The 16753-nt window shown below is 63.4% G+C and carries 20 protein-coding genes; 10 read left to right on the top strand and 10 right to left on the bottom strand.

The features are described from left to right. The first annotated feature begins 91 nt into the window (after window positions 1–91). Window positions 92–499 carry a lysozyme inhibitor LprI family protein gene (locus tag JT360_RS04290; protein WP_214470308.1) on the top strand — a complete coding sequence of 136 codons (408 nt, stop codon included), beginning with the start codon at window positions 92–94 and terminating at the stop codon, window positions 497–499. A 282-nt stretch (window positions 500–781) separates the two neighbouring features. Beyond that, complete coding sequence (gene argB, locus JT360_RS04285; RefSeq protein WP_214470417.1) at window positions 782–1675, top strand: acetylglutamate kinase; 894 nt, start codon at window positions 782–784, stop codon at window positions 1673–1675. A 48-nt stretch (window positions 1676–1723) separates the two neighbouring features. On the opposite strand, the gene JT360_RS04280 is transcribed toward argB, so the two are convergent. The 3 genes from JT360_RS04280 to JT360_RS04270 form a co-directional block, all read right to left on the bottom strand. Next, window positions 1724–2182, bottom strand: coding sequence for a RidA family protein (locus tag JT360_RS04280; protein ID WP_214470307.1), 459 nt, complete (start codon window positions 2180–2182; stop codon window positions 1724–1726). A gap of 84 nt (window positions 2183–2266) precedes the next feature. Continuing rightward, window positions 2267–3847, bottom strand: a complete 1581-nt coding sequence (gene bchE / locus JT360_RS04275) for a magnesium-protoporphyrin IX monomethyl ester anaerobic oxidative cyclase (RefSeq protein ID WP_214470306.1) — start codon at window positions 3845–3847, stop codon at window positions 2267–2269. A gap of 117 nt (window positions 3848–3964) precedes the next feature. Continuing rightward, the gene (locus JT360_RS04270) at window positions 3965–4441 is read right to left on the bottom strand and encodes an Lrp/AsnC family transcriptional regulator (RefSeq protein WP_214470305.1); all 477 of its coding nucleotides are present in this window, start codon (window positions 4439–4441) and stop codon (window positions 3965–3967) included. Window positions 4442–4580: 139 nt separating this feature from the next. Here JT360_RS04270 and phhA point away from each other — a divergent pair, with 139 nt between their 5' ends. After that, a complete protein-coding gene (gene phhA / locus JT360_RS04265; RefSeq protein WP_214470304.1) occupies window positions 4581–5417 on the top strand; it encodes a phenylalanine 4-monooxygenase in 837 nt (278 codons plus the stop codon). A 59-nt stretch (window positions 5418–5476) separates the two neighbouring features. Here phhA and JT360_RS04260 read toward each other — a convergent pair whose 3' ends face one another. Continuing rightward, on the bottom strand, window positions 5477–5974 hold the full coding sequence (locus tag JT360_RS04260; RefSeq protein WP_214470303.1) for a MarR family winged helix-turn-helix transcriptional regulator: 498 nt from the start codon (window positions 5972–5974) through the stop codon (window positions 5477–5479). A 95-nt stretch (window positions 5975–6069) separates the two neighbouring features. Between JT360_RS04260 and JT360_RS04255 the strand changes: the two genes are divergently transcribed. Continuing rightward, the gene (locus JT360_RS04255; protein WP_167531521.1) at window positions 6070–6237 is read left to right on the top strand and encodes a hypothetical protein; all 168 of its coding nucleotides are present in this window, start codon (window positions 6070–6072) and stop codon (window positions 6235–6237) included. Window positions 6238–6322: 85 nt separating this feature from the next. Here JT360_RS04255 and JT360_RS04250 read toward each other — a convergent pair whose 3' ends face one another. The 3 genes from JT360_RS04250 to JT360_RS04240 all read right to left on the bottom strand — a co-directional run bounded on the left by JT360_RS04250 (window position 6323) and on the right by JT360_RS04240 (window position 8892). Further along, a complete protein-coding gene (locus JT360_RS04250) occupies window positions 6323–7762 on the bottom strand; it encodes a GMC family oxidoreductase (protein WP_214470302.1) in 1440 nt (479 codons plus the stop codon). Further along, the gene (locus JT360_RS04245) at window positions 7759–7944 is read right to left on the bottom strand and encodes a hypothetical protein (protein ID WP_214470301.1); all 186 of its coding nucleotides are present in this window, start codon (window positions 7942–7944) and stop codon (window positions 7759–7761) included. The genes JT360_RS04250 and JT360_RS04245 overlap by 4 nt, the downstream gene beginning before the upstream one ends. 186 nt (window positions 7945–8130) lie before the next feature. Next, entirely contained in the window at window positions 8131–8892 is a 762-nt protein-coding gene (locus JT360_RS04240; protein WP_214470300.1) for a GGDEF domain-containing protein, read from the bottom strand. A gap of 161 nt (window positions 8893–9053) precedes the next feature. Here JT360_RS04240 and JT360_RS04235 point away from each other — a divergent pair, with 161 nt between their 5' ends. Beyond that, window positions 9054–9776, top strand: a complete 723-nt coding sequence (locus JT360_RS04235) for a pyrimidine 5'-nucleotidase (protein WP_214470299.1) — start codon at window positions 9054–9056, stop codon at window positions 9774–9776. Window positions 9777–9878: 102 nt separating this feature from the next. Here the strand turns inward: JT360_RS04235 and JT360_RS04230 are convergent, their stop codons facing one another. Further along, window positions 9879–10724 carry an LOG family protein gene (locus JT360_RS04230; RefSeq protein ID WP_214470298.1) on the bottom strand — a complete coding sequence of 282 codons (846 nt, stop codon included), beginning with the start codon at window positions 10722–10724 and terminating at the stop codon, window positions 9879–9881. Window positions 10725–10868: 144 nt separating this feature from the next. Between JT360_RS04230 and dapD the strand changes: the two genes are divergently transcribed. The 3 genes from dapD to JT360_RS04215 all read left to right on the top strand — a co-directional run bounded on the left by dapD (window position 10869) and on the right by JT360_RS04215 (window position 12971). Beyond that, window positions 10869–11723, top strand: coding sequence for a 2,3,4,5-tetrahydropyridine-2,6-dicarboxylate N-succinyltransferase (gene dapD, locus JT360_RS04225; protein WP_214470297.1), 855 nt, complete (start codon window positions 10869–10871; stop codon window positions 11721–11723). 117 nt (window positions 11724–11840) lie between these two features. After that, the gene (locus JT360_RS04220; RefSeq protein WP_214470296.1) at window positions 11841–12233 is read left to right on the top strand and encodes a DUF805 domain-containing protein; all 393 of its coding nucleotides are present in this window, start codon (window positions 11841–11843) and stop codon (window positions 12231–12233) included. A gap of 36 nt (window positions 12234–12269) precedes the next feature. Continuing rightward, window positions 12270–12971: a nucleoside-diphosphate kinase gene (locus JT360_RS04215; RefSeq protein WP_214470295.1), complete on the top strand. Its 702-nt coding sequence runs from the start codon at window positions 12270–12272 to the stop codon at window positions 12969–12971. Here the strand turns inward: JT360_RS04215 and JT360_RS04210 are convergent. Then, window positions 12946–13998 carry a 2-dehydropantoate 2-reductase gene (locus tag JT360_RS04210; RefSeq protein ID WP_214470294.1) on the bottom strand — a complete coding sequence of 351 codons (1053 nt, stop codon included), beginning with the start codon at window positions 13996–13998 and terminating at the stop codon, window positions 12946–12948. The two genes, JT360_RS04215 and JT360_RS04210, sit on opposite strands and share 26 nt — an antisense overlap. A 126-nt stretch (window positions 13999–14124) precedes the next feature. Here JT360_RS04210 and dapE point away from each other — a divergent pair, with 126 nt between their 5' ends. Continuing rightward, window positions 14125–15318, top strand: coding sequence for a succinyl-diaminopimelate desuccinylase (dapE, locus tag JT360_RS04205; protein WP_214470293.1), 1194 nt, complete (start codon window positions 14125–14127; stop codon window positions 15316–15318). A 2-nt stretch (window positions 15319–15320) separates the two neighbouring features. Beyond that, window positions 15321–15953 (top strand): transporter, encoded by a 633-nt coding sequence (locus tag JT360_RS04200; protein ID WP_214470292.1) that lies wholly within the window; start codon window positions 15321–15323, stop codon window positions 15951–15953. 10 nt (window positions 15954–15963) lie between these two features. Here JT360_RS04200 and truA read toward each other — a convergent pair whose 3' ends face one another. Then, window positions 15964–16731, bottom strand: coding sequence for a tRNA pseudouridine(38-40) synthase TruA (gene truA / locus JT360_RS04195; RefSeq protein WP_214470291.1), 768 nt, complete (start codon window positions 16729–16731; stop codon window positions 15964–15966). Window positions 16732–16753 lie beyond the last annotated feature (22 nt).

Below are 16753 nucleotides of genomic sequence, written 5' to 3'. Positions count from 1 at the left end.
TGAGGCCGCCGAGCCTCAAAATGAGCTGCGAATGGGATAGAAGACAACATTGTCGGCGGGGCATGGATACTTGATTGAAGAGAGGCCCATCATGAGAGCTCAGTTACTGTCCGCCACGCTGGTCCTGGCGGCGTCGACATTGGCGTTTGCCGATGAAAACTGTGGCGACAAGACAAATCAGTCGGACATGAACATCTGCGCCGCCGAATCCCTGAAGAAGTCGGATGCGGAGATGAATAGGGTTTATAAGGAGATCGAAGGTCGGCTGAAGGGCGATGCGGACACCACCAAGCTTCTCGTGGCGACGCAGAAAGCATGGATCGCATTCCGCGATGCCGAATGCGATTTTCAAAGCTCGACTGTTCAGGGCGGCAGCGCATATCCGTTCGTCAACAGCTCCTGCCACGACAGCCTGACTCAAAGCCGCACGGAAGCGCTCAAGGTTTACCTGAAGTGCAATGAAGGCGACATGGACTGCCCGGTCCCGGCGGCAAACTAAGCATCTGGAATTCCCATGATGACACCCGCTCAGCTCCGGTTGGGCGGGGTCTCACTCCGAGGCAGGTGATCGGCTCGAAACGACACCGCCTGGCCGCATCGATGGAGAACATTTCGAGTTGACCGATGACGAGATCGTGAGCCCGGCGAATATGACAGCGATGCCATTTGCGGGCGGCGCCAATTCCCGCTAAGACGCCGCCGTCTTTACCTGATGCATGTCGCCCAAAGTGCCCAGCGGTTTTGGGATGACGACATGCACAAAACCAAGAGCCGGAAACCGATGACGGACATCGCCGCCACCGCCGAAATGCAGGCCGCCCTGCTGTCGCGAGCTCTGCCGTACATGCAGCGCTACGAGAACAAGACGGTCGTGGTGAAATATGGCGGCCACGCCATGGGCGACAGCGAACTCGGCAAGGCTTTCGCCAGGGATATCGCGCTGTTGAAGCAGTCCGGGGTCAACCCGATCGTCGTCCATGGCGGCGGCCCGCAAATCGGCGCCATGCTGACCAAGATGGGCATCGAGTCCAAGTTCGAAGGCGGCCTGCGCGTCACCGACCAGAAGACGGTCGAGATCGTCGAGATGGTGCTGGCCGGCTCGATCAACAAGGAGATCGTCGCGCTGATCAACGCTGAGGGCGAATGGGCGATCGGCCTGTGCGGCAAGGACGGCAACATGGTGTTCGCCGAAAAGGCGCGCAAGACCATGATCGACCCGGATTCCAACATCGAGCGCGTGCTCGATCTCGGCTTCGTCGGCGAGCCGGTCGAGGTCGACCGCACGCTGCTCGACCTTCTGGCGCGTTCCGAAATGATCCCGGTGCTGGCGCCCGTGGCGCCCGGCCGCGACGGCCACACCTACAACATCAATGCCGACACCTTCGCCGGCGCTATTGCCGGCGCCTGCAAGGCCTCGCGCCTGCTGTTCCTGACCGACGTGCCTGGCGTGCTCGACAAGAACAAGAAGCTGATCGACGAACTGACCGTCGCCGAGGCCCGGGCGCTGATCAAGGACGGCACGGTTTCGGGCGGCATGATCCCCAAGGTCGAAACCTGCATCGAGGCGATCGAGCGCGGTGTCGAGGGTGTCGTCATCCTCAACGGCAAGACGGCGCATTCCGTGCTGCTCGAACTGTTCACCGAACACGGTGCCGGCACGCTGATCGTGCCCTGACGGTCCACGGTTGCGCCGCCGGGCGCAGCACGGCTTGGGCGGCAGGCACTAATCCGGCAGCGCCGCCACCGCCACGATTTCGATGACGAGATCGGGATGGGCAAGTGCGGCGACTCCGATCACTTCCGATGGCGGTGGATTGTTGTAGCTGCAATGCTTCGGGCAGTGTTCGGCAAAGAATTCATCCATCACGTCCAGCCGGAAATTTGGCGAACTCAAGGCCCCGCCGTCCGGAAACGGTCCCTTGACGTACTGGGTGATCTTGACGAGATATTCGAGCGAACTGCCAAGCTCCTCCAGATCAGATTTGATGTTCGTCAGAATGGAGCGCCACTGCGTCGCCGCGTCACCGACCGCACCGCCCTTGTGGCCCGACGGATCGTAATTCTCTGCGGTGCCCGTATTGCCGGCAAGGAAGACAAACCCCTTGGCTCCGGTCACGACGGTGCCTTTCCCCCAAGGCATCATCCGGTCGCCTTTCATCTTCTTATGCGTGACGAGGTTCATCGCTTCCTCCTGCCGGTCACCAGCGGTTCGATCGCCAGAAACTAGCGCATGGAGCGGCGGCGGCCAGGGCGAGCGGGTTCAGGCTCATGGCGGCGGGACGCGAAAGGCAGGCTGTTCGGGCGCCGCACGCCGCATGGCGTCAGGCACGACGACGGGTCTTTTCGCCGGACGCTGGAAGACCATCGCTTCTTCCTCGGCGTCCTGCGGCGCGCCCCAGAATTCGGCGAGCGTCGGGCCGTCCTTCACCCGGCCGTCGCTCGCCAGAAAGCCCCAGACCTCGCGGAACCAGACGCGGCGGCCCATCTTGGTGTACCAGCGCATCGAGTGCCGCTGCTCGGGATCGGGGTGGAACAGGATGCGCGCCAGCGCTTTCGGCCGCGACTGCACCGCGAGTTCGATCAGCTTGACGCTGAAGAACAGCATCCACGGCTTCAGCCGTGTCATCTGCAGCACCTGGTGCTTGTAGTCCCACAGCCGGGCATCCCTCTGGATCACCTTGCGGTCGCGCGCGATCCGGAAAAACGGCGTCCAGCGATGCGGCGTCACATAAAGCGCCTGGATCTGGTCGGGATCATAGGCGATGAGCTGGCGAAAGCCGCGCCACAGGTCGCGGAACCCTTCATCTTCAAAGCCGGCAACCCAGGTCGCCATCGACAGGATGCCATGCCGGCGAAGCAGCCTTATCGCCTCGCGGTCGGATGAGGTGCTGCCGCCCTTGCGGATCAATTGAAGCGTCTGCTCGTCGGTGTTTTCCATGCCGAGCAGCCAGCGGATGATGCCGGCCTTGCGGTAGAGATGCAGGATGTCGGCATCGCGCACGATGTCGTCGGCGCGGGTCGAACCGACGATCAGCACCGGCACATCCTCTGCAATCAGGGCATCGAGAAAGGCACGCCACGTCTTCTTCGAAACCGTCGGATTTTCGTCGGCGAGATTGATCAGCTCGACGCCATGTTCCCGGTGCAGCCAGGCGATCTCCTTGGCGAACTTCACGGGGTCGCGGTGCCGCCAGCGGGTCCAGAAGCCCCTCTGGCCGCAATAGTTGCACAGATGCGGACAACCGCGCGAGAACTGCATGACCACTGCGCGCTTGCCGCCCCAATAGCTGTAGCGGCTTGGATCGATCAGCTCCCAGCCGACGCGATAGGCGTCGAGGTCGGCAATAGTCATTGCTGGCTGCGTCGCGAAGGGCCGCCGCAGATCGTCGCGAAAGGCGATGCCGGCCACGCTCGCCGCCGGCTGGTGCATTTCCAATGCCTCGACCAGCGCAATGCAGGTCGCCTCGCCCTCGCCGCGCACGATGAAGTCGAAGACGTCGGTTGCCGCCAGTATGTCGCGCCAGTGATAGGTCGGGAAGACGCCGCCATAGACGATGATGGTCGCCGGTTCGCGCGCCTTGATCATCTCGGCGATCAGCAGGGCGGTCGGATGCGCCGAGGTTGAGCCGGAATGGCCGATCAGGACGAAGTCCGGATGATCGTCGAGGGCCTCGTGCACCACCCTGTCGAGCGGCATCGGCCCGAACTCGGCATCGACCAGCCGCACCGCATGCCCGGCATCGATCAGCGGACCGCCGATCGCCAGCAAGCCCAGCGGCGGCAGATGATCGTCCGGCACGCGGCTGCCGATGGCGGTGTGCGGCGGATTGATCAGGACGATTTTCATGACGGACCTCATGCGAAGTTGATCCGCGCATGCTGGCCGGCGATGATGCCGCCCGATTGACCCGTTTCAGCAGTTTGCGTGCAGCTTTTCCTCAACGACTGAGGAACGCCGGCACCATCATCGCCGGAGATGCGCGAGCGGCACGTGGCCAGGGCCCTTGATGTTCTGCAGCACCAGTTGCGTATGGACGTCGCGCACGCCGTCGAGCCGCATCAGCCGGTGCATGACGAAAGCATTGAGCTCGTCGACCGACGGCACCATGACATGCAGCAGGAAATCGTACTCGCCGGTCATGGTCCAGCATGACGACACCTCGTCCATGCGCTGGACCGCGGCAATGAAACCTTCGGGTGACCCGTCGCTGTGGCTGACGAGGCGAACCTGGATGAACACCTCGACCATCAGCCCGACAGCGCGGCGGCTGATCACCGCGGCAAAGCCCTTGATGATGCCGGCTTCCTGCAGTGCCTCGAAGCGCCGCGCGCACGGCGTCGTCGACAGGCCGATCTCCTGCGCCAGCTCGGAGACGGGCTTGCGGCCGTCGCGCTGCAGGACGTCAAGCATTTTGATCTCGAAATCGTCGAAATGAGGCATTTTCACTCCTATGATGCGGATCGTGAGTGAATCTTATCCCAAATATCCCTTCCAAGCCATCATCAAAACCGATTTCACTCGGCAAATCCGGCTACCCTTCGGGCACGTCAGCCATCGACGATCTGCGAGGAGAAAAACCATGACGACGATGAGCGTTGCCGAATATGCCCGCGATGCCGCGGCGCAGGGGTTGCGCGGCGACTATTCGGTCTGCCGCGCCGATTTCACCGTGGCGCAGGATTACGACTACAGTGCCGAGGAACAGGCGGTGTGGCGCACGCTGTGCGACCGCCAGACCAAGCTGACCCGCAAGCTCGCCCACCACTCCTACCTCGACGGTGTCGAAAAGCTCGGCTTGCTCGACCGCATCCCCGATTTCGAGGACGTCAGCGCCAAGCTGCGCAAGCTTACCGGTTGGGAGATCGTCGCCGTGCCGGGCCTCATCCCCGCCGCACCCTTCTTCGATCATCTGGCCAACCGCCGCTTCCCGGTCACCAACTGGCTGCGCACCAGGCAGGAGCTCGATTACATCGTCGAGCCGGACATGTTCCATGATTTCTTCGGCCACGTGCCGGTGCTGTCGCAGCCGGTATTCGCCGACTTCATGCAGATGTATGGCAAGAAGGCGGGCGACATCATTGCGCTCGGCGGCGACGAGATGATCACCCGGCTCTACTGGTACACGGCCGAATACGGCCTGATGCAGGAGCCCGGCCAGCCGTTGAAGGCCTTCGGCGCCGGCCTGATGTCGTCCTTCACCGAATTGCAGTTCGCCGTCGAGGGCAAGGATGCCCATCACGTGCCCTTCGATCTCGAAACGGTGATGCGCACCGGTTATGAGATCGACAAGTTCCAGCGCGCCTATTTCGTGCTGCCGTCCTTCGACGCCTTGCGCGATGCCTTCCAGACCGCGGATTTCGAGGCCATCGTCGCGCGCCGGAAAGGCCAGCCGGCGCTCGACCCGGCGACGGTCTAGTTCCGGGAAAGCCGTCCTGTTCTGCCGCCCCCGATTTGGAGGCGGGAGCCATCGGCGCCCTATCGCCCGGAGGTGTCCGACCCCGCGGCTTTCAGCCGCGCAAGCTGAGCGCGCTGCAGGTCGAGTGCGGCATTGACGAAGCGCGATATGGTCGCGAGCTCGGCGTCGCTGAAGGTGGCGATCAATTTTTCTCCCTCCCGCGCGATGGCGCCGTAATAGCGCGCCGACAACTCCCCGGTCGCCTCGGTCGCCTCGATCACCACCTTGCGCCTGTCCTCGAGACTGCGCGCGCGCGTCAGCAGGCCGCGCGCCTCCAGCCTGTCGATCAGCGCCGTCACCGCGGCCGGTGTCAGCCCGGTTGCCGTTGCGATGGCGCCAGCCGATTGCGGGCCGCCATGGAGCAGCCCGATGCAATGGCGCTCGGCCATGTTCAGCCCGAGCCTCGTCCCCACCGCTTCGTCATAGGCTTGCGTTGCGTCCTGCCATTGCATGATGGCGAGGCCGATGGAGGCAGCTATGTCGTCGCGATTTTCGCTTGACGATTTTACTTCGATCATCTAATTATCAATCCGTCTAACATTTAGACTATCGCAGCAATATGCGGCTTGGGCGCCTCCATGGCAAGAGCCGGCCGCCTGACAAGGAGTGAAAAATGAGCCTGATCCAACAGCGTACACCCCTCTCGCACGAGGAAGAATTCAAATACGCCAAGCTGGCGATGGAATGGTACGGCTGGGGCTCTCCCATCGGCCTCGGCATCCTGCTCGTGTCGCTGGCCGCAGCGGCCGTGCTGGTGCGCATCGCCGTGTACGGCTTTTAAACCCATGCCGGGCTCCGCCGGCGCCATCGATGGCGCCGGCAAGGGGTGACGTTGCAACGGTTGGGATCGGCTCGCGCTCGAACCCTCAGACCGAGACCACCTTGCTCAAATGGTCCCCCAGCCGGCAGGCCAGTGCCGTGATCGTCGTCGTCGGATTGGCCTGACCGGATGTGCAGAACACCGAGGATCCGCCGACATAGAGATTGTCCATGCCGTGCACCTTGCAGTTGGCATCCACCACACTCTTGGCAACGTCGGTGCCCATGCGTGTGCCACCCATGTGATGGTGCCCCGCGGTCTCCTCGTTGGTCGGATAATCCTCGCCATTGGCAATCCAGTCCATGAGACGGACACGACCGAGGTCCTTCTCGATTAGCGTCGTGCCGAACAGCTTCAGGCCTTCGACAAGCGTGCGGCGTTCGAGCTCAGATTTCTTCCAGTGCAGCTCGATACGCGGCACGCCGGCATGGTCAACATCGGTCTTCGACAGTTCGATCTGGTTGGAGGCCAATGGCGCCTGCTCCCAGGCGACATAGAGCTGGGCGGCGCAGCGCAGGTTCTGGCTGAACTTGAAGGACATCCATTCGGCCATGTCGGGCGCCGTGCAGGCGAGATCGGCGATGAGGCTCTTGACGCCAGGATAAGGCGTCTCGATCAGCCTGATGCCGAAATTCATGATCCGCAGGCGCTCCATCGCGGCAAGCGTCGGCGAGAAGAAGGCCTCGTTGACGGCATCGACCTCGAACTCGCCATAGTTGGCCAGGATGGCATTGCCGCCCTCGAAGGTCGGGTGCTCCATCCAGTAGCGGCCAAGTGCCGCCGCGTTCGGCACCACGCCGCCATTGGAGCGCTGGTTCGACCACAGAAGCAGCCGCGAATTCTCCAGCCCGCCGGTGCAGGCGATGAAATAATCGGCGCTGAACGAGCCGGCGTCCTGGCCATTGGACCACAGCCTGGCGCAGGTCACCCGTTTGCCGTCGCCGGCAAGCTCGGTGGCATAGGTGTTGAGCACGACGGCGATGTTCCTGCTCTTGTCGAGTTCGTCGGCGAATTTCTCGGCAAAGCGCACTGCCGGGCTCTTGATCAGCTGCACCCAGCGTATGTCGTCCGAGATCGGCACATCGGGCCGGAAATCGGGAAGTTCGAGGATATCGTGCACCTCAGGCAAATAGGGTTCGATATCGGTGCGGCGGATCGGCCAGCCTGTGTCGGGTGCCCAGGCTTTCGGTTCGAAATCCTGTTTGTCGAGCACCCGGCACCAGCCCGCCCAGTGGTTGGAGCTGCCGCCCATGTACCGCAGCCGGGTGATGTCGAGATCGAAATAGAAGTCGCCGACCGTGCTGCCACGGTAGAAATCCTGCGAGCCGTCGCTGAATTCCCGCGAGCCGGCCTCCAGCACCACGACCGGGATGCCGGCAGCACCCAGCTTGCGGGCAATGGTGGTGCCGGCCGGACCGGAACCGAGGATGCAGACCTTGGGTTTGAAGTTGGCGGCGCGATATGCCTCATAGCTGTCGAAGATCATGCCAGGTCGCTCCGCTTCAGGATCCAGCCATTGACCTCGACGATCTCATTCGGGTCGGCAGGTGATGAACCGGCATGGGCGACATCGGCCTCGGGCAGCTTGCGGAACAAGGACAAGGCGGGCAGGGCGATCAGCGCCTGCACGAACGTGCGGCGCGACATTTTTTTGATGAAGAAACTCATGACAGGTCTCTCGGGTGGGGGCTTCGATGCGCGCATGACATTCCCCGAACGGCACACGCATCGAAACGGAAGCCAGTATCGTGCCAACCCTGGCCTCAAGGCAGCGAAAAGGCGGGCAAGCGGCACAACCGAATGCAAACAGGGTTAGCAATTCCCTAACAGACCGGTTGTGCCGAGTCGGTCGGCTCACGCCGCCGCGGAAATGTCCGTATCGACGATTGTCAGGTTGCGGCCCTGGTGCTTGGCCTGGTAGAGGCGCCGGTCCGCGGCACGCATCAGTTCCGATACGTTGACATCCTCACCGCAGACGGTTCCGCCGATGCTGACGGTCAGCGGAATGGTCCGTTCGTCGACGGGCCGGAAGCGGATCAGCTCGACCTCGCGGCGAATGCGCTCGGCAACGCGCTTGGCCTCCTGCTCGGTGGCTCCGACCAGAAACGCGCCGAACTCCTCGCCGCCGATGCGGCCGAGCACGTCGCCGTTGCGCACCCCGCGCTCGATGGCGCTGGCGATCAACAGCAGCGCGTCGTCACCGGTCAGGTGGCCGAAACTGTCATTGATCTTCTTGAAATGATCGGCGTCGATGATCAGCAGCGCGCCGCGGTCGGACTTGCGCCGGGAGCCGTCCAGCGCGGCAAAGAAGCTTTCCCGGTTGAGCATGCCGGTCATGTCGTCGCGGCTCGCCTTTTCCGCCAGGCGCCGATGCGCCGCGGCGAGCTGGGCGTGGGCGCGGGCGAGTTCGCGATGCGCGTTCTTCAGCCTGTCGCTCTGCCAGAAGGTGCTGGCGCAAGCAACCCAGGCGAGTACCAGCGGACACAGCGTCGAGGTCAGCCAGATCGTCCGGTTGACAGGAAATCCCAAGGCCGGAACGACGATCAGCGTCAGCAGCAGAGAGGCGGCGACGGAGGCGAAAGCGATGGCGGCGGACTTCAGAATCACGGTGTTCATCGCTGGCTCCCACAGGACTGTCTCTGTGCCAGTAAGCCCTGAAGGCCACCTTTCCCGGATGCCTAAAATTTGAATCGTGAGCCTATTTTCGCCACTTAGGTCGCGCGTAAGTTGTGGATAAAGTCTCTGTCAGGATCCCCGTTTCGTGCCATAAGGAGCGCATGACCACGCTGCCTGATCCCGCCCGCTTCGCCCATGTCACTGACTGGGTATTCGATCTCGACAACACGCTCTATCCGCACCATTCGAATCTGTTCTCGCAGATCGACGTCAAGATGACCGCCTATGTCGGGGAGTTGCTGGCGCTTCCGCGCGAGGAGGCGCGCAAGCTGCAGAAGGAGCTTTATCGCGAATACGGCACGACGCTGAACGGACTGATGACGCGCCACGGCATCGACCCGGACGATTTTCTCGAGAAGGTGCATGACATCGACTATTCATGGCTGGTGCCCGACCCCGTTCTCGGCACCGCCATCCGCCAGCTTCCCGGCCGCAAGTTCATCTTCACCAACGGCGACCGCAGGCACGCCGAGCGCACCGCGCGCCAACTCGGCATCCTCGACCATTTCGATGACATCTTCGATATCGTCGCCGCCGGGCTCAATCCCAAGCCCGCGCGCCAGACCTACGAGAAGTTCGCCGAACTGCACGCCGTCACCGGCCACAATGCGGTGATGTTCGAGGATCTCGCCCGCAACCTGGCCGTGCCGAAGTCTCTGGGCATGACCACCGTTCTCGTGGTGCCGCGCAATTTCGAGCCGACCTTTTCCGAGATATGGGAGCGCGACCCCGCCCAGGAGGACGACGTCGACTTCGTCACCGACGATCTGGCGGGATTCCTGACAGGGATAGTGGCGGGAGGAATAGGGGAATTGACGAATTGAAGAACTGAGGAATTGGGGAATTGGGGAATTGATTCGGAACGCAGAGATCGCGGTCCCTCTATTCGTCAATTCTCCAGTTCTTCAATTCCCCAGTTCCCAGCCCTACTCCCCTAACTTATAGAACCGGCTGATAATGCCCCAGGCCTCGTCGGCGGTGTCGACGAAATCGATGATGTCCTGGTCGCCGGGGCTGATCGTGCCTTGCTCGGCGAGGAAGTCGAGGTTGATCGCCCGTTTCCAGAAGGACTTGCCGAACAGGATCACCGGCACCCGCTCCATGCGCCCGGTCTGGATCAGCGTGAGGGTCTCGAAGAACTCGTCCATCGTGCCGAAGCCGCCGGGAAACACCGCCACCGCCTTGGCGCGCATGACGAAATGCATCTTACGGATGGCGAAATAGTGGAAGTTGAAGCAGAGCTCCGGCGTCACATAGGCGTTTGGCGCCTGCTCGTGCGGCAAGACGATGTTGAGCCCGATCGACGGCGCGCCGACATCATCGGCGCCGCGATTTCCCGCTTCCATCACGCCGGGACCTCCGCCGGTCACCACGACATATTCGCGGTAGGATGACGTGGCCGATTGTTGCGAGCACAGCCGGGCGAATTTGCGCGCTTCCTCGTAATATTTGCTGTTTTCCAGAAGGTTTTTCTTCTGCGTCTCATTCTTGGCCGCCCAGGCTTCGCCACCGGGCTCCGGCAGGCGCGCACCGCCAAACAGGATCACAGTCGAACTGATGCCGCGTTCGGCCAGGATCATTTCCGGCTTCAACAGTTCGAGCTGCAGCCGGACCGCGCGCAATTCGCGGCGCGTCATGAAGTCGGGATCGTTCCAGGCTAGCCGGTAGGTCTCGGCCCGCGTCTGCGGCGTGTCAGGCACGCTTTTCGATCGCTGCAGATCCTCGTCCGAATGCGGCAGCGGCGTCCATCCCGCCTTTTCCATGGGAGTCATCGAATCCACCCGTTCAATTCCTTTACTTGCGTCGTCCCATGACGCAGCCGCGATTGACCCCCATTGAGCCTTAACATAGGGTCCGCGCGACTTTGGAACAGGTTAAGCCGCAGCCCCTTAACAGCTTGGTAATGGAGCAAATTCATGTCGAAGCCCGATCTGGCGAGCCTCGAGAAAACCGTCGAGAAGGCCTTCGAGGAGCGCGATGCCATTTCGACCGCGACACGCGGCGCGACGCGCGACGCCATCCAGTCGGCACTCGACCTGCTCGACCGCGGCACGGTCCGCGTCGCCGAACGGCAGGACGACGGCAAGTGGCACGTCAACCAGTGGCTGAAGAAGGCGGTGCTGCTCTCCTTCCGGCTCAATCCGATGGAGATCATCAAGGGCGGCCCGGGCCAGGCCGTCTGGTGGGACAAGGTGCCATCCAAGTTCGACGGCTGGAGCGCCGTCGATTTCGAGAAGGCGGGCTTCCGCGCCGTGCCGTCGTCGATCGTGCGCCGTTCCGCCTATGTCGCGCCGGGCGCCGTGCTGATGCCGTCCTTCGTCAATGTCGGCGCCTATGTCGATAGCGGCACGATGGTCGATACCTGGGCTTCGGTCGGCTCCTGCGCCCAGATCGGCAAGAACGTCCACCTTTCGGGCGGCGTCGGCATCGGCGGCGTGCTGGAGCCGATGCAGGCCGGCCCCACCATCATCGAGGACAATTGCTTTATCGGCGCGCGTTCGGAAGTCGTCGAGGGCTGCATCGTGCGCGAAGGCTCCGTGCTCGGCATGGGTGTCTTCATCGGCCAGTCGACCAAGATCGTCGACCGCGCCACCGGCGAGATCTTCTATGGTGAAGTGCCACCGAATTCCGTCGTCGTCGCCGGCTCGCTGCCCGGCAAGCCGTTTCCGAACAACGAGCCCGGCCCCGGCCTCTACTGCGCCGTGATCGTCAAGCGGGTCGATGCCAGGACCCGGTCCAAGACCTCGATCAACGAATTGCTGCGCGATTGATCTTTCCACCGAGCCGGCGCACGCTCGACCAGCGTGACAATCGGTCGCTGCGGTGGGTCAGCCAAGGGAACTACGTGAGCCGAGGCGGTCGTCAAGGCATTGGAAGCGCCAATCAATATGGACCGGACCCGCTTGCCTGACAGAGCAGATCTTACCTGGCTTTTCTTCAAGACATCGGGCCGCGTCAGCCGCGCGGCCTATTTCCTCGGCGGATTGTTCGTTGCCATCATCCAGGCCTTCCCGCTGTACCGCTTCACGCTGGTGCCGGAAGGCTCGCCCGAGAGCAACATGTGGTCGTTCATCTTTTTCATCGCCTTCGTTGCCTCGCTGTGGTCGAACATCGCACTGGCGGTCAAGCGGCTGCACGACCTCGACAAGCCGGGTATTGCCGCACTGATCCTGTTCGTGCCGGTGGTCTCGATCGTCGCTTTCCTTGTGTTGTGCCTGTTTCCGGGGCAGCCTGGGCCCAACCGCTATGGCCGGCGCACCAACGAGCCGGCTCAACCATAGTGGTCGATTCATGAGGGGCCGATCGGATTTCTCGCCATGCGCTACCGCACGCTTGATCCGGAACTGATCATCGACACGGCCAAGCGGCTGGAGGGCCGCATTGCCGACCGCTTTCCCGAAGCGGGATTGCGCGGCGTGGCCGCCGAACTGGTGTCGCTGTCGCGCGACCTGGCCAAGGCGGCAAAGGCGCTCGAGGAACCGATCTGGTGGTTGCGCGGCCTCATCGTCGCGGCCTTCATCGCCGGCGTGCTGATCTTCCTGTTCGTCGGCACCATCCTGCCGCTCGACCGCATTTCGGGAACCGACGATGCCGTGCAATCGGTGCAGGGCATCGAGGCGTCGATCAACACCGTCATCCTGGCCGTGCTTGGCTTTCTGGCGCTGATCCGCACCGAGGAGCGCATCAAGCGCAAGAAGGTCTTTCGCCAGCTGCATGGCCTGCGCTCGCTGATCCACGTCATCGACATGCACCAGCTGACCAAGGATCCGGCGGCGCTTTCGGCCAATTTCAAGCCGACGGCGCATTCACCCGCCCGTCTCACCAATGCCGCCGACCTGGCGCGCTATCTCGACTATTGCTCGGAAATGTTGTCGATCACCGGCAAGATCGCCGCCTTGTTCGCCCAGTCGGTCAATGACGACGTCGTCATCGACGGCGTCAACGACATCGAGAATTTGAGCTCGAACCTGTCGCGCAAGATCTGGCAGAAGATCACGCTGATTGAAGATTGCCGCTGATGGCACCTGGCGACAGGCCGGGCGCGCCGCGCCGGTCGGCTTCCGCCTGACGCACCAGCGCCGCCACATGCTGGATGATCGGCGCCGGCGTTCCCGCCTTTTCGGCCAGGCGCAGAACGGCGCCCTGCAGGTCGTCGATTTCGGTCGGCCTGCCGCGCTGCAGATCGTCCCACATTGACGAGCGGGCCTCCGGGTCGATCGCCAGCATGCGCCGCGCCAGCAATTTGAACGGCCAGTCCGGCAGCCTGAGCACCTTCGGCAGCATTGCCGGCCGCAGGCCGGCGATCCGCGCCGGCTCGATACCGGAGGCTTTCATCGCCCGCAGCGCCTCGTCGATCTGGCCGGCCAGGATCAGCCGCCAGCGGCGATCGGCGAGTTCCCTCGCCAGCGGCAGGCCCGAAAGCGCCACCAGCGCGTTGTTGAGGTTCATCAGAAGCTTGCCCCACTGCACGGCCTTCATGTCGCCGTGTGTCTCGACCGCCAGCCCCCCGACATTAAGAAAACTGGCGACATCGAGAAGACCGGCAAGGCCGGTGCCGCCATCCTCTATCATCACCTTGCCGTCGCTGGCGCGGTGGAGGCGCAGCGGCAGGTCGCCGTCCGGCGATTGCACGACATTGAACGGCACCATGCCGGCCAGCACCGGTCGCGGGCCAAGCCCGGCGCGCAGCCTGTCGGCATTGTCGACACCATTCTGCAAACTGACCACCACGGCATCGGCGCGGGCATGGGCCTTGATGAGCGCGGCCATCTCCTGTGTCGCGCCGCTCTTGACGGTCACCAGGACCACGTCCGCCTCCGGCAAGGCGACGGCCGGATCCGCGGTGATCCCGAGCCTGTCGGGCTTGACCAGGCGATCGCGGCCTTCAAGATCGCTGATGCGCAATCCGCCCTGCCGCACCGCTGCCTCGATGCGCGGCCGGGCCAGCAGAATCACCTGCCGGCCGGCAAGCGCCAGGCAGCCGCCAACATAGCAGCCGATGCTGCCGGCACCGGCGATGACGATCCTTTTCTCCCCGTTCGCCATCTCTCACTCCGCACTTAGCCCGACTATACGACATGAAAACCATAATGTCGGCGGTATCGTCGGCCATTGAGCTGGCCTCCATGTCTGGCCGTGACAGGCCTTCCGCTTTCGACTATCGCTTTTGCCATGACGCTGCCGACCGACCCCGCCGCAAACCTCGCCGCCCTCATTCGCTGTCCCTCGGTGACGCCAGCCGAGGCCGGCGCGCTGAGCGCGCTGGAGACGATGCTGAAACCGCTCGGCTTCCTGGTCGATCGGCCGGTGTTCTCCGAGGACGGTACGCCCGATATCGAGAACCTCTATGCAAGGCGGTCCGGCAACGGCCCGCATCTGATGTTCGCCGGCCATACCGACGTCGTGCCGGTTGGCGACGAAGCCGCCTGGACGCATCCACCCTTCGGCGCGGAGATCGCCAGCGGCGAGATGTACGGCCGTGGCGCGGTCGACATGAAGGGCGGTATTGCCTGCTTCATCGCCGCCGTGGCGCGTCACGTCGAAAACAACGGCGGCCCCAAGGGCTCGGTCTCGCTGCTGATCACCGGCGACGAGGAAGGGCCGGCCGTCAATGGCACGGTCAAGCTGCTCGAATGGGCCGCTTCCAGGGGCGAGAAATGGGATGCCTCGATAGTCGGCGAGCCGACCAACCCGGATGCGCTCGGCGACATGATCAAGATCGGCCGGCGCGGCTCGCTGTCGGGTGCCGTCACCGTCAATGGCCGCCAGGGCCACGCCGCCTATCCGCAGCTTGCCGACAATCCGGTGCGGGGCCTGATGAGCCTGGTCGATGCCCTGCTGCATCCCGTCTTCGACAAGGGGACCAAGGATTTCCAGCCGACCAATCTGGAGGTGACCTCAATCGATGTCGGCAATCCGGCCACCAATGTCATTCCGGCCAAAGCGACCGCGACCTTCAACATCCGCTTCAACGACACATGGACGGCCGAGACCGTGCAGGCTGAGATCCACAACCGGCTCGACCAGGCGGCCAAGCGCAAGAAGTACCGGCCGGGCAAGACAACGCCGGTCGACTACGACCTTGTCTGGCGCGACGGGCCAAGCCATGTCTTCCTGACCCGCGACGACAGGCTGATCGAAACGCTGACCGGCTCGGTCAAGGCGGTGGTCGGCAGAAAGCCGGCGCTGTCCACCTCCGGCGGCACATCGGATGCACGCTTCATCAAGGATTACTGCCCGGTGGTCGAGTTCGGACTGGTCGGCAAGACCATGCACATGGTTGACGAGCGCGTCGCCATTGCCGATCTCGAAACCCTGACACAAATCTACCAGCGCTTCATCCAAGACTGGTTCGGGCAGGGCTGAGCATGCTTTCAGCGGACGAGACCCAAGCTTCGCTGACCGGCGCCTGGCGGCTGATGCTCGGCAAGGTCGACGGCCTGCGCCTGCTCGACCTGTCGGCCGATGGGTTCTGGAATTCCTTTTTCGCCATTGTCGTGGCAGCGCCTGCACTGATTGTCGGCTGGGTTGGCATCGCCAACGAGATCGGCGATCCCGATGCCTTTGCCGGCCGCTTCGTTATGCTGCTGCGGCTGGCGACGGTCGATATCGGTTCCTGGGTGCTACCGCTGGTCGCGCTCGCTCTGGTCGCGCCGCGCGCCGGCATTGGCGGGCGTTTCGTCCACTATGTCGTGGCCAGCAACTGGGCCTCGGCGATCACCGCCTGGCTGATGCTGCCCTCGGCGCTGATCAGGCTTTTCCTGTCCTCGGCAAGCCAGGTCTCGAGCCTCGTGTCGCTGCTGCTGTTTTCCCTGTCCATGGTGCTGACCTGGCGCATGACCAATGCGACGATCGGCAGGGGGGCGGCGGTAGGCACCGCCGTTTTCGTCGGCATGTTCATCGCGTCGCTGCTGGTGCTGTTCGGGCTGCAGGTGCTGCTTGGTATCTCCGTGCCGGACGATATCGGGGCTCAGAGCCTTTCCGGACTCGCTCCTGGTTAGAGCCTTCCGACTACCCCTGAATGGTCAGGGTATCCGGATAATCGACGCCAATGAGAAAGAGCCCGTCGGGCGGCGCCACCTGGCCGCAGGCGGCGCGGTCGCGCGCTTCGAGTGCCGCCTTGAGGTCGCCGACGCTCCAGCTGCCGTCGCCGACGCGCTTGAGTGAGCCGACCATCGAGCGCACCTGGTTGTGCAGGAAGGAGCGCGCCGAGGCCCGCACCTCGATCATGTCGCCCTGTCTGCTCACGTCGAGCCGTTCCAGAGTCCTGACCGGGCTGTTGGCCTGGCACTGCGTCGAGCGGAAAGTGGTGAAGTCATGCCGGCCGAGCAGGATTTTTGCCGCTTCGTGCATGGCGTCGGCATCAAGCCGCTTCGGCACCCACCACACCTTGCCCTTTTCCAGCGCCGAGGGCGCGCGTCGGTTGAGGATGCGATAGAGATAGTGGCGGCCGGTGGCCGAGAAGCGCGCGTCGAAATCGTCGGAGACGACTGTCGCCTTCAGGATGACAACGTGCGCGCCGGCCGCCTGCAGATGGGCGTTGACGGCATCGCGCACCTTGTCATCGGGCCACGCCTTGGCGAGGTCGACATGCGCCACCTGGGCGGTCGCATGCACGCCCGCATCGGTGCGGCCGGCTGCGCGCAGCCGCACCGCCTCGCCGCAGAATTTTTCGATCGCCTGCTCGATCGCCTGCTGCACCGAAGGCTGATCGGCCTGGTGCTGCCAGCCGGCAAACAGACTGCCGTCATATTCGATATCGAGGCGAAAACGCGGCATGCCGGGCGGTTATACGCTCTCG

This window comes from Mesorhizobium sp. dw_380 (genome assembly GCF_018588885.1).
GTDB lineage: Bacteria > Pseudomonadota > Alphaproteobacteria > Rhizobiales > Rhizobiaceae > Mesorhizobium.
This window is presented reverse-complemented; position numbering and strand designations above follow the sequence as displayed.

What these genes read in the sequence shown, in the direction of transcription:
- JT360_RS04250 (WP_214470302.1), bottom strand. Translation starts at nt 7,762, where the DNA reads ATGATCTTCGACAGCTATGAGGCATATCGCGCCGCCAACTTCAAACCC.
- truA (WP_214470291.1), bottom strand. Translation starts at nt 16,731, where the DNA reads ATGCCGCGTTTTCGCCTCGATATCGAATATGACGGCAGTCTGTTTGCC.
- JT360_RS04220 (WP_214470296.1), top strand. Translation starts at nt 11,841, where the DNA reads ATGGACCGGACCCGCTTGCCTGACAGAGCAGATCTTACCTGGCTTTTC.
- JT360_RS04215 (WP_214470295.1), top strand. Translation starts at nt 12,270, where the DNA reads ATGCGCTACCGCACGCTTGATCCGGAACTGATCATCGACACGGCCAAG.
- JT360_RS04210 (WP_214470294.1), bottom strand. Translation starts at nt 13,998, where the DNA reads ATGGCGAACGGGGAGAAAAGGATCGTCATCGCCGGTGCCGGCAGCATC.
- JT360_RS04255 (WP_167531521.1), top strand. Translation starts at nt 6,070, where the DNA reads ATGAGCCTGATCCAACAGCGTACACCCCTCTCGCACGAGGAAGAATTC.
- JT360_RS04235 (WP_214470299.1), top strand. Translation starts at nt 9,054, where the DNA reads ATGACCACGCTGCCTGATCCCGCCCGCTTCGCCCATGTCACTGACTGG.
- JT360_RS04270 (WP_214470305.1), bottom strand. Translation starts at nt 4,441, where the DNA reads ATGCCTCATTTCGACGATTTCGAGATCAAAATGCTTGACGTCCTGCAG.
- dapE (WP_214470293.1), top strand. Translation starts at nt 14,125, where the DNA reads ATGACGCTGCCGACCGACCCCGCCGCAAACCTCGCCGCCCTCATTCGC.
- JT360_RS04230 (WP_214470298.1), bottom strand. Translation starts at nt 10,724, where the DNA reads ATGACTCCCATGGAAAAGGCGGGATGGACGCCGCTGCCGCATTCGGAC.
- argB (WP_214470417.1), top strand. Translation starts at nt 782, where the DNA reads ATGACGGACATCGCCGCCACCGCCGAAATGCAGGCCGCCCTGCTGTCG.
- JT360_RS04260 (WP_214470303.1), bottom strand. Translation starts at nt 5,974, where the DNA reads ATGATCGAAGTAAAATCGTCAAGCGAAAATCGCGACGACATAGCTGCC.
- JT360_RS04200 (WP_214470292.1), top strand. Translation starts at nt 15,321, where the DNA reads ATGCTTTCAGCGGACGAGACCCAAGCTTCGCTGACCGGCGCCTGGCGG.
- JT360_RS04290 (WP_214470308.1), top strand. Translation starts at nt 92, where the DNA reads ATGAGAGCTCAGTTACTGTCCGCCACGCTGGTCCTGGCGGCGTCGACA.
- JT360_RS04280 (WP_214470307.1), bottom strand. Translation starts at nt 2,182, where the DNA reads ATGAACCTCGTCACGCATAAGAAGATGAAAGGCGACCGGATGATGCCT.
- bchE (WP_214470306.1), bottom strand. Translation starts at nt 3,847, where the DNA reads ATGAAAATCGTCCTGATCAATCCGCCGCACACCGCCATCGGCAGCCGC.
- JT360_RS04245 (WP_214470301.1), bottom strand. Translation starts at nt 7,944, where the DNA reads ATGAGTTTCTTCATCAAAAAAATGTCGCGCCGCACGTTCGTGCAGGCG.
- JT360_RS04240 (WP_214470300.1), bottom strand. Translation starts at nt 8,892, where the DNA reads ATGAACACCGTGATTCTGAAGTCCGCCGCCATCGCTTTCGCCTCCGTC.
- phhA (WP_214470304.1), top strand. Translation starts at nt 4,581, where the DNA reads ATGACGACGATGAGCGTTGCCGAATATGCCCGCGATGCCGCGGCGCAG.
- dapD (WP_214470297.1), top strand. Translation starts at nt 10,869, where the DNA reads ATGTCGAAGCCCGATCTGGCGAGCCTCGAGAAAACCGTCGAGAAGGCC.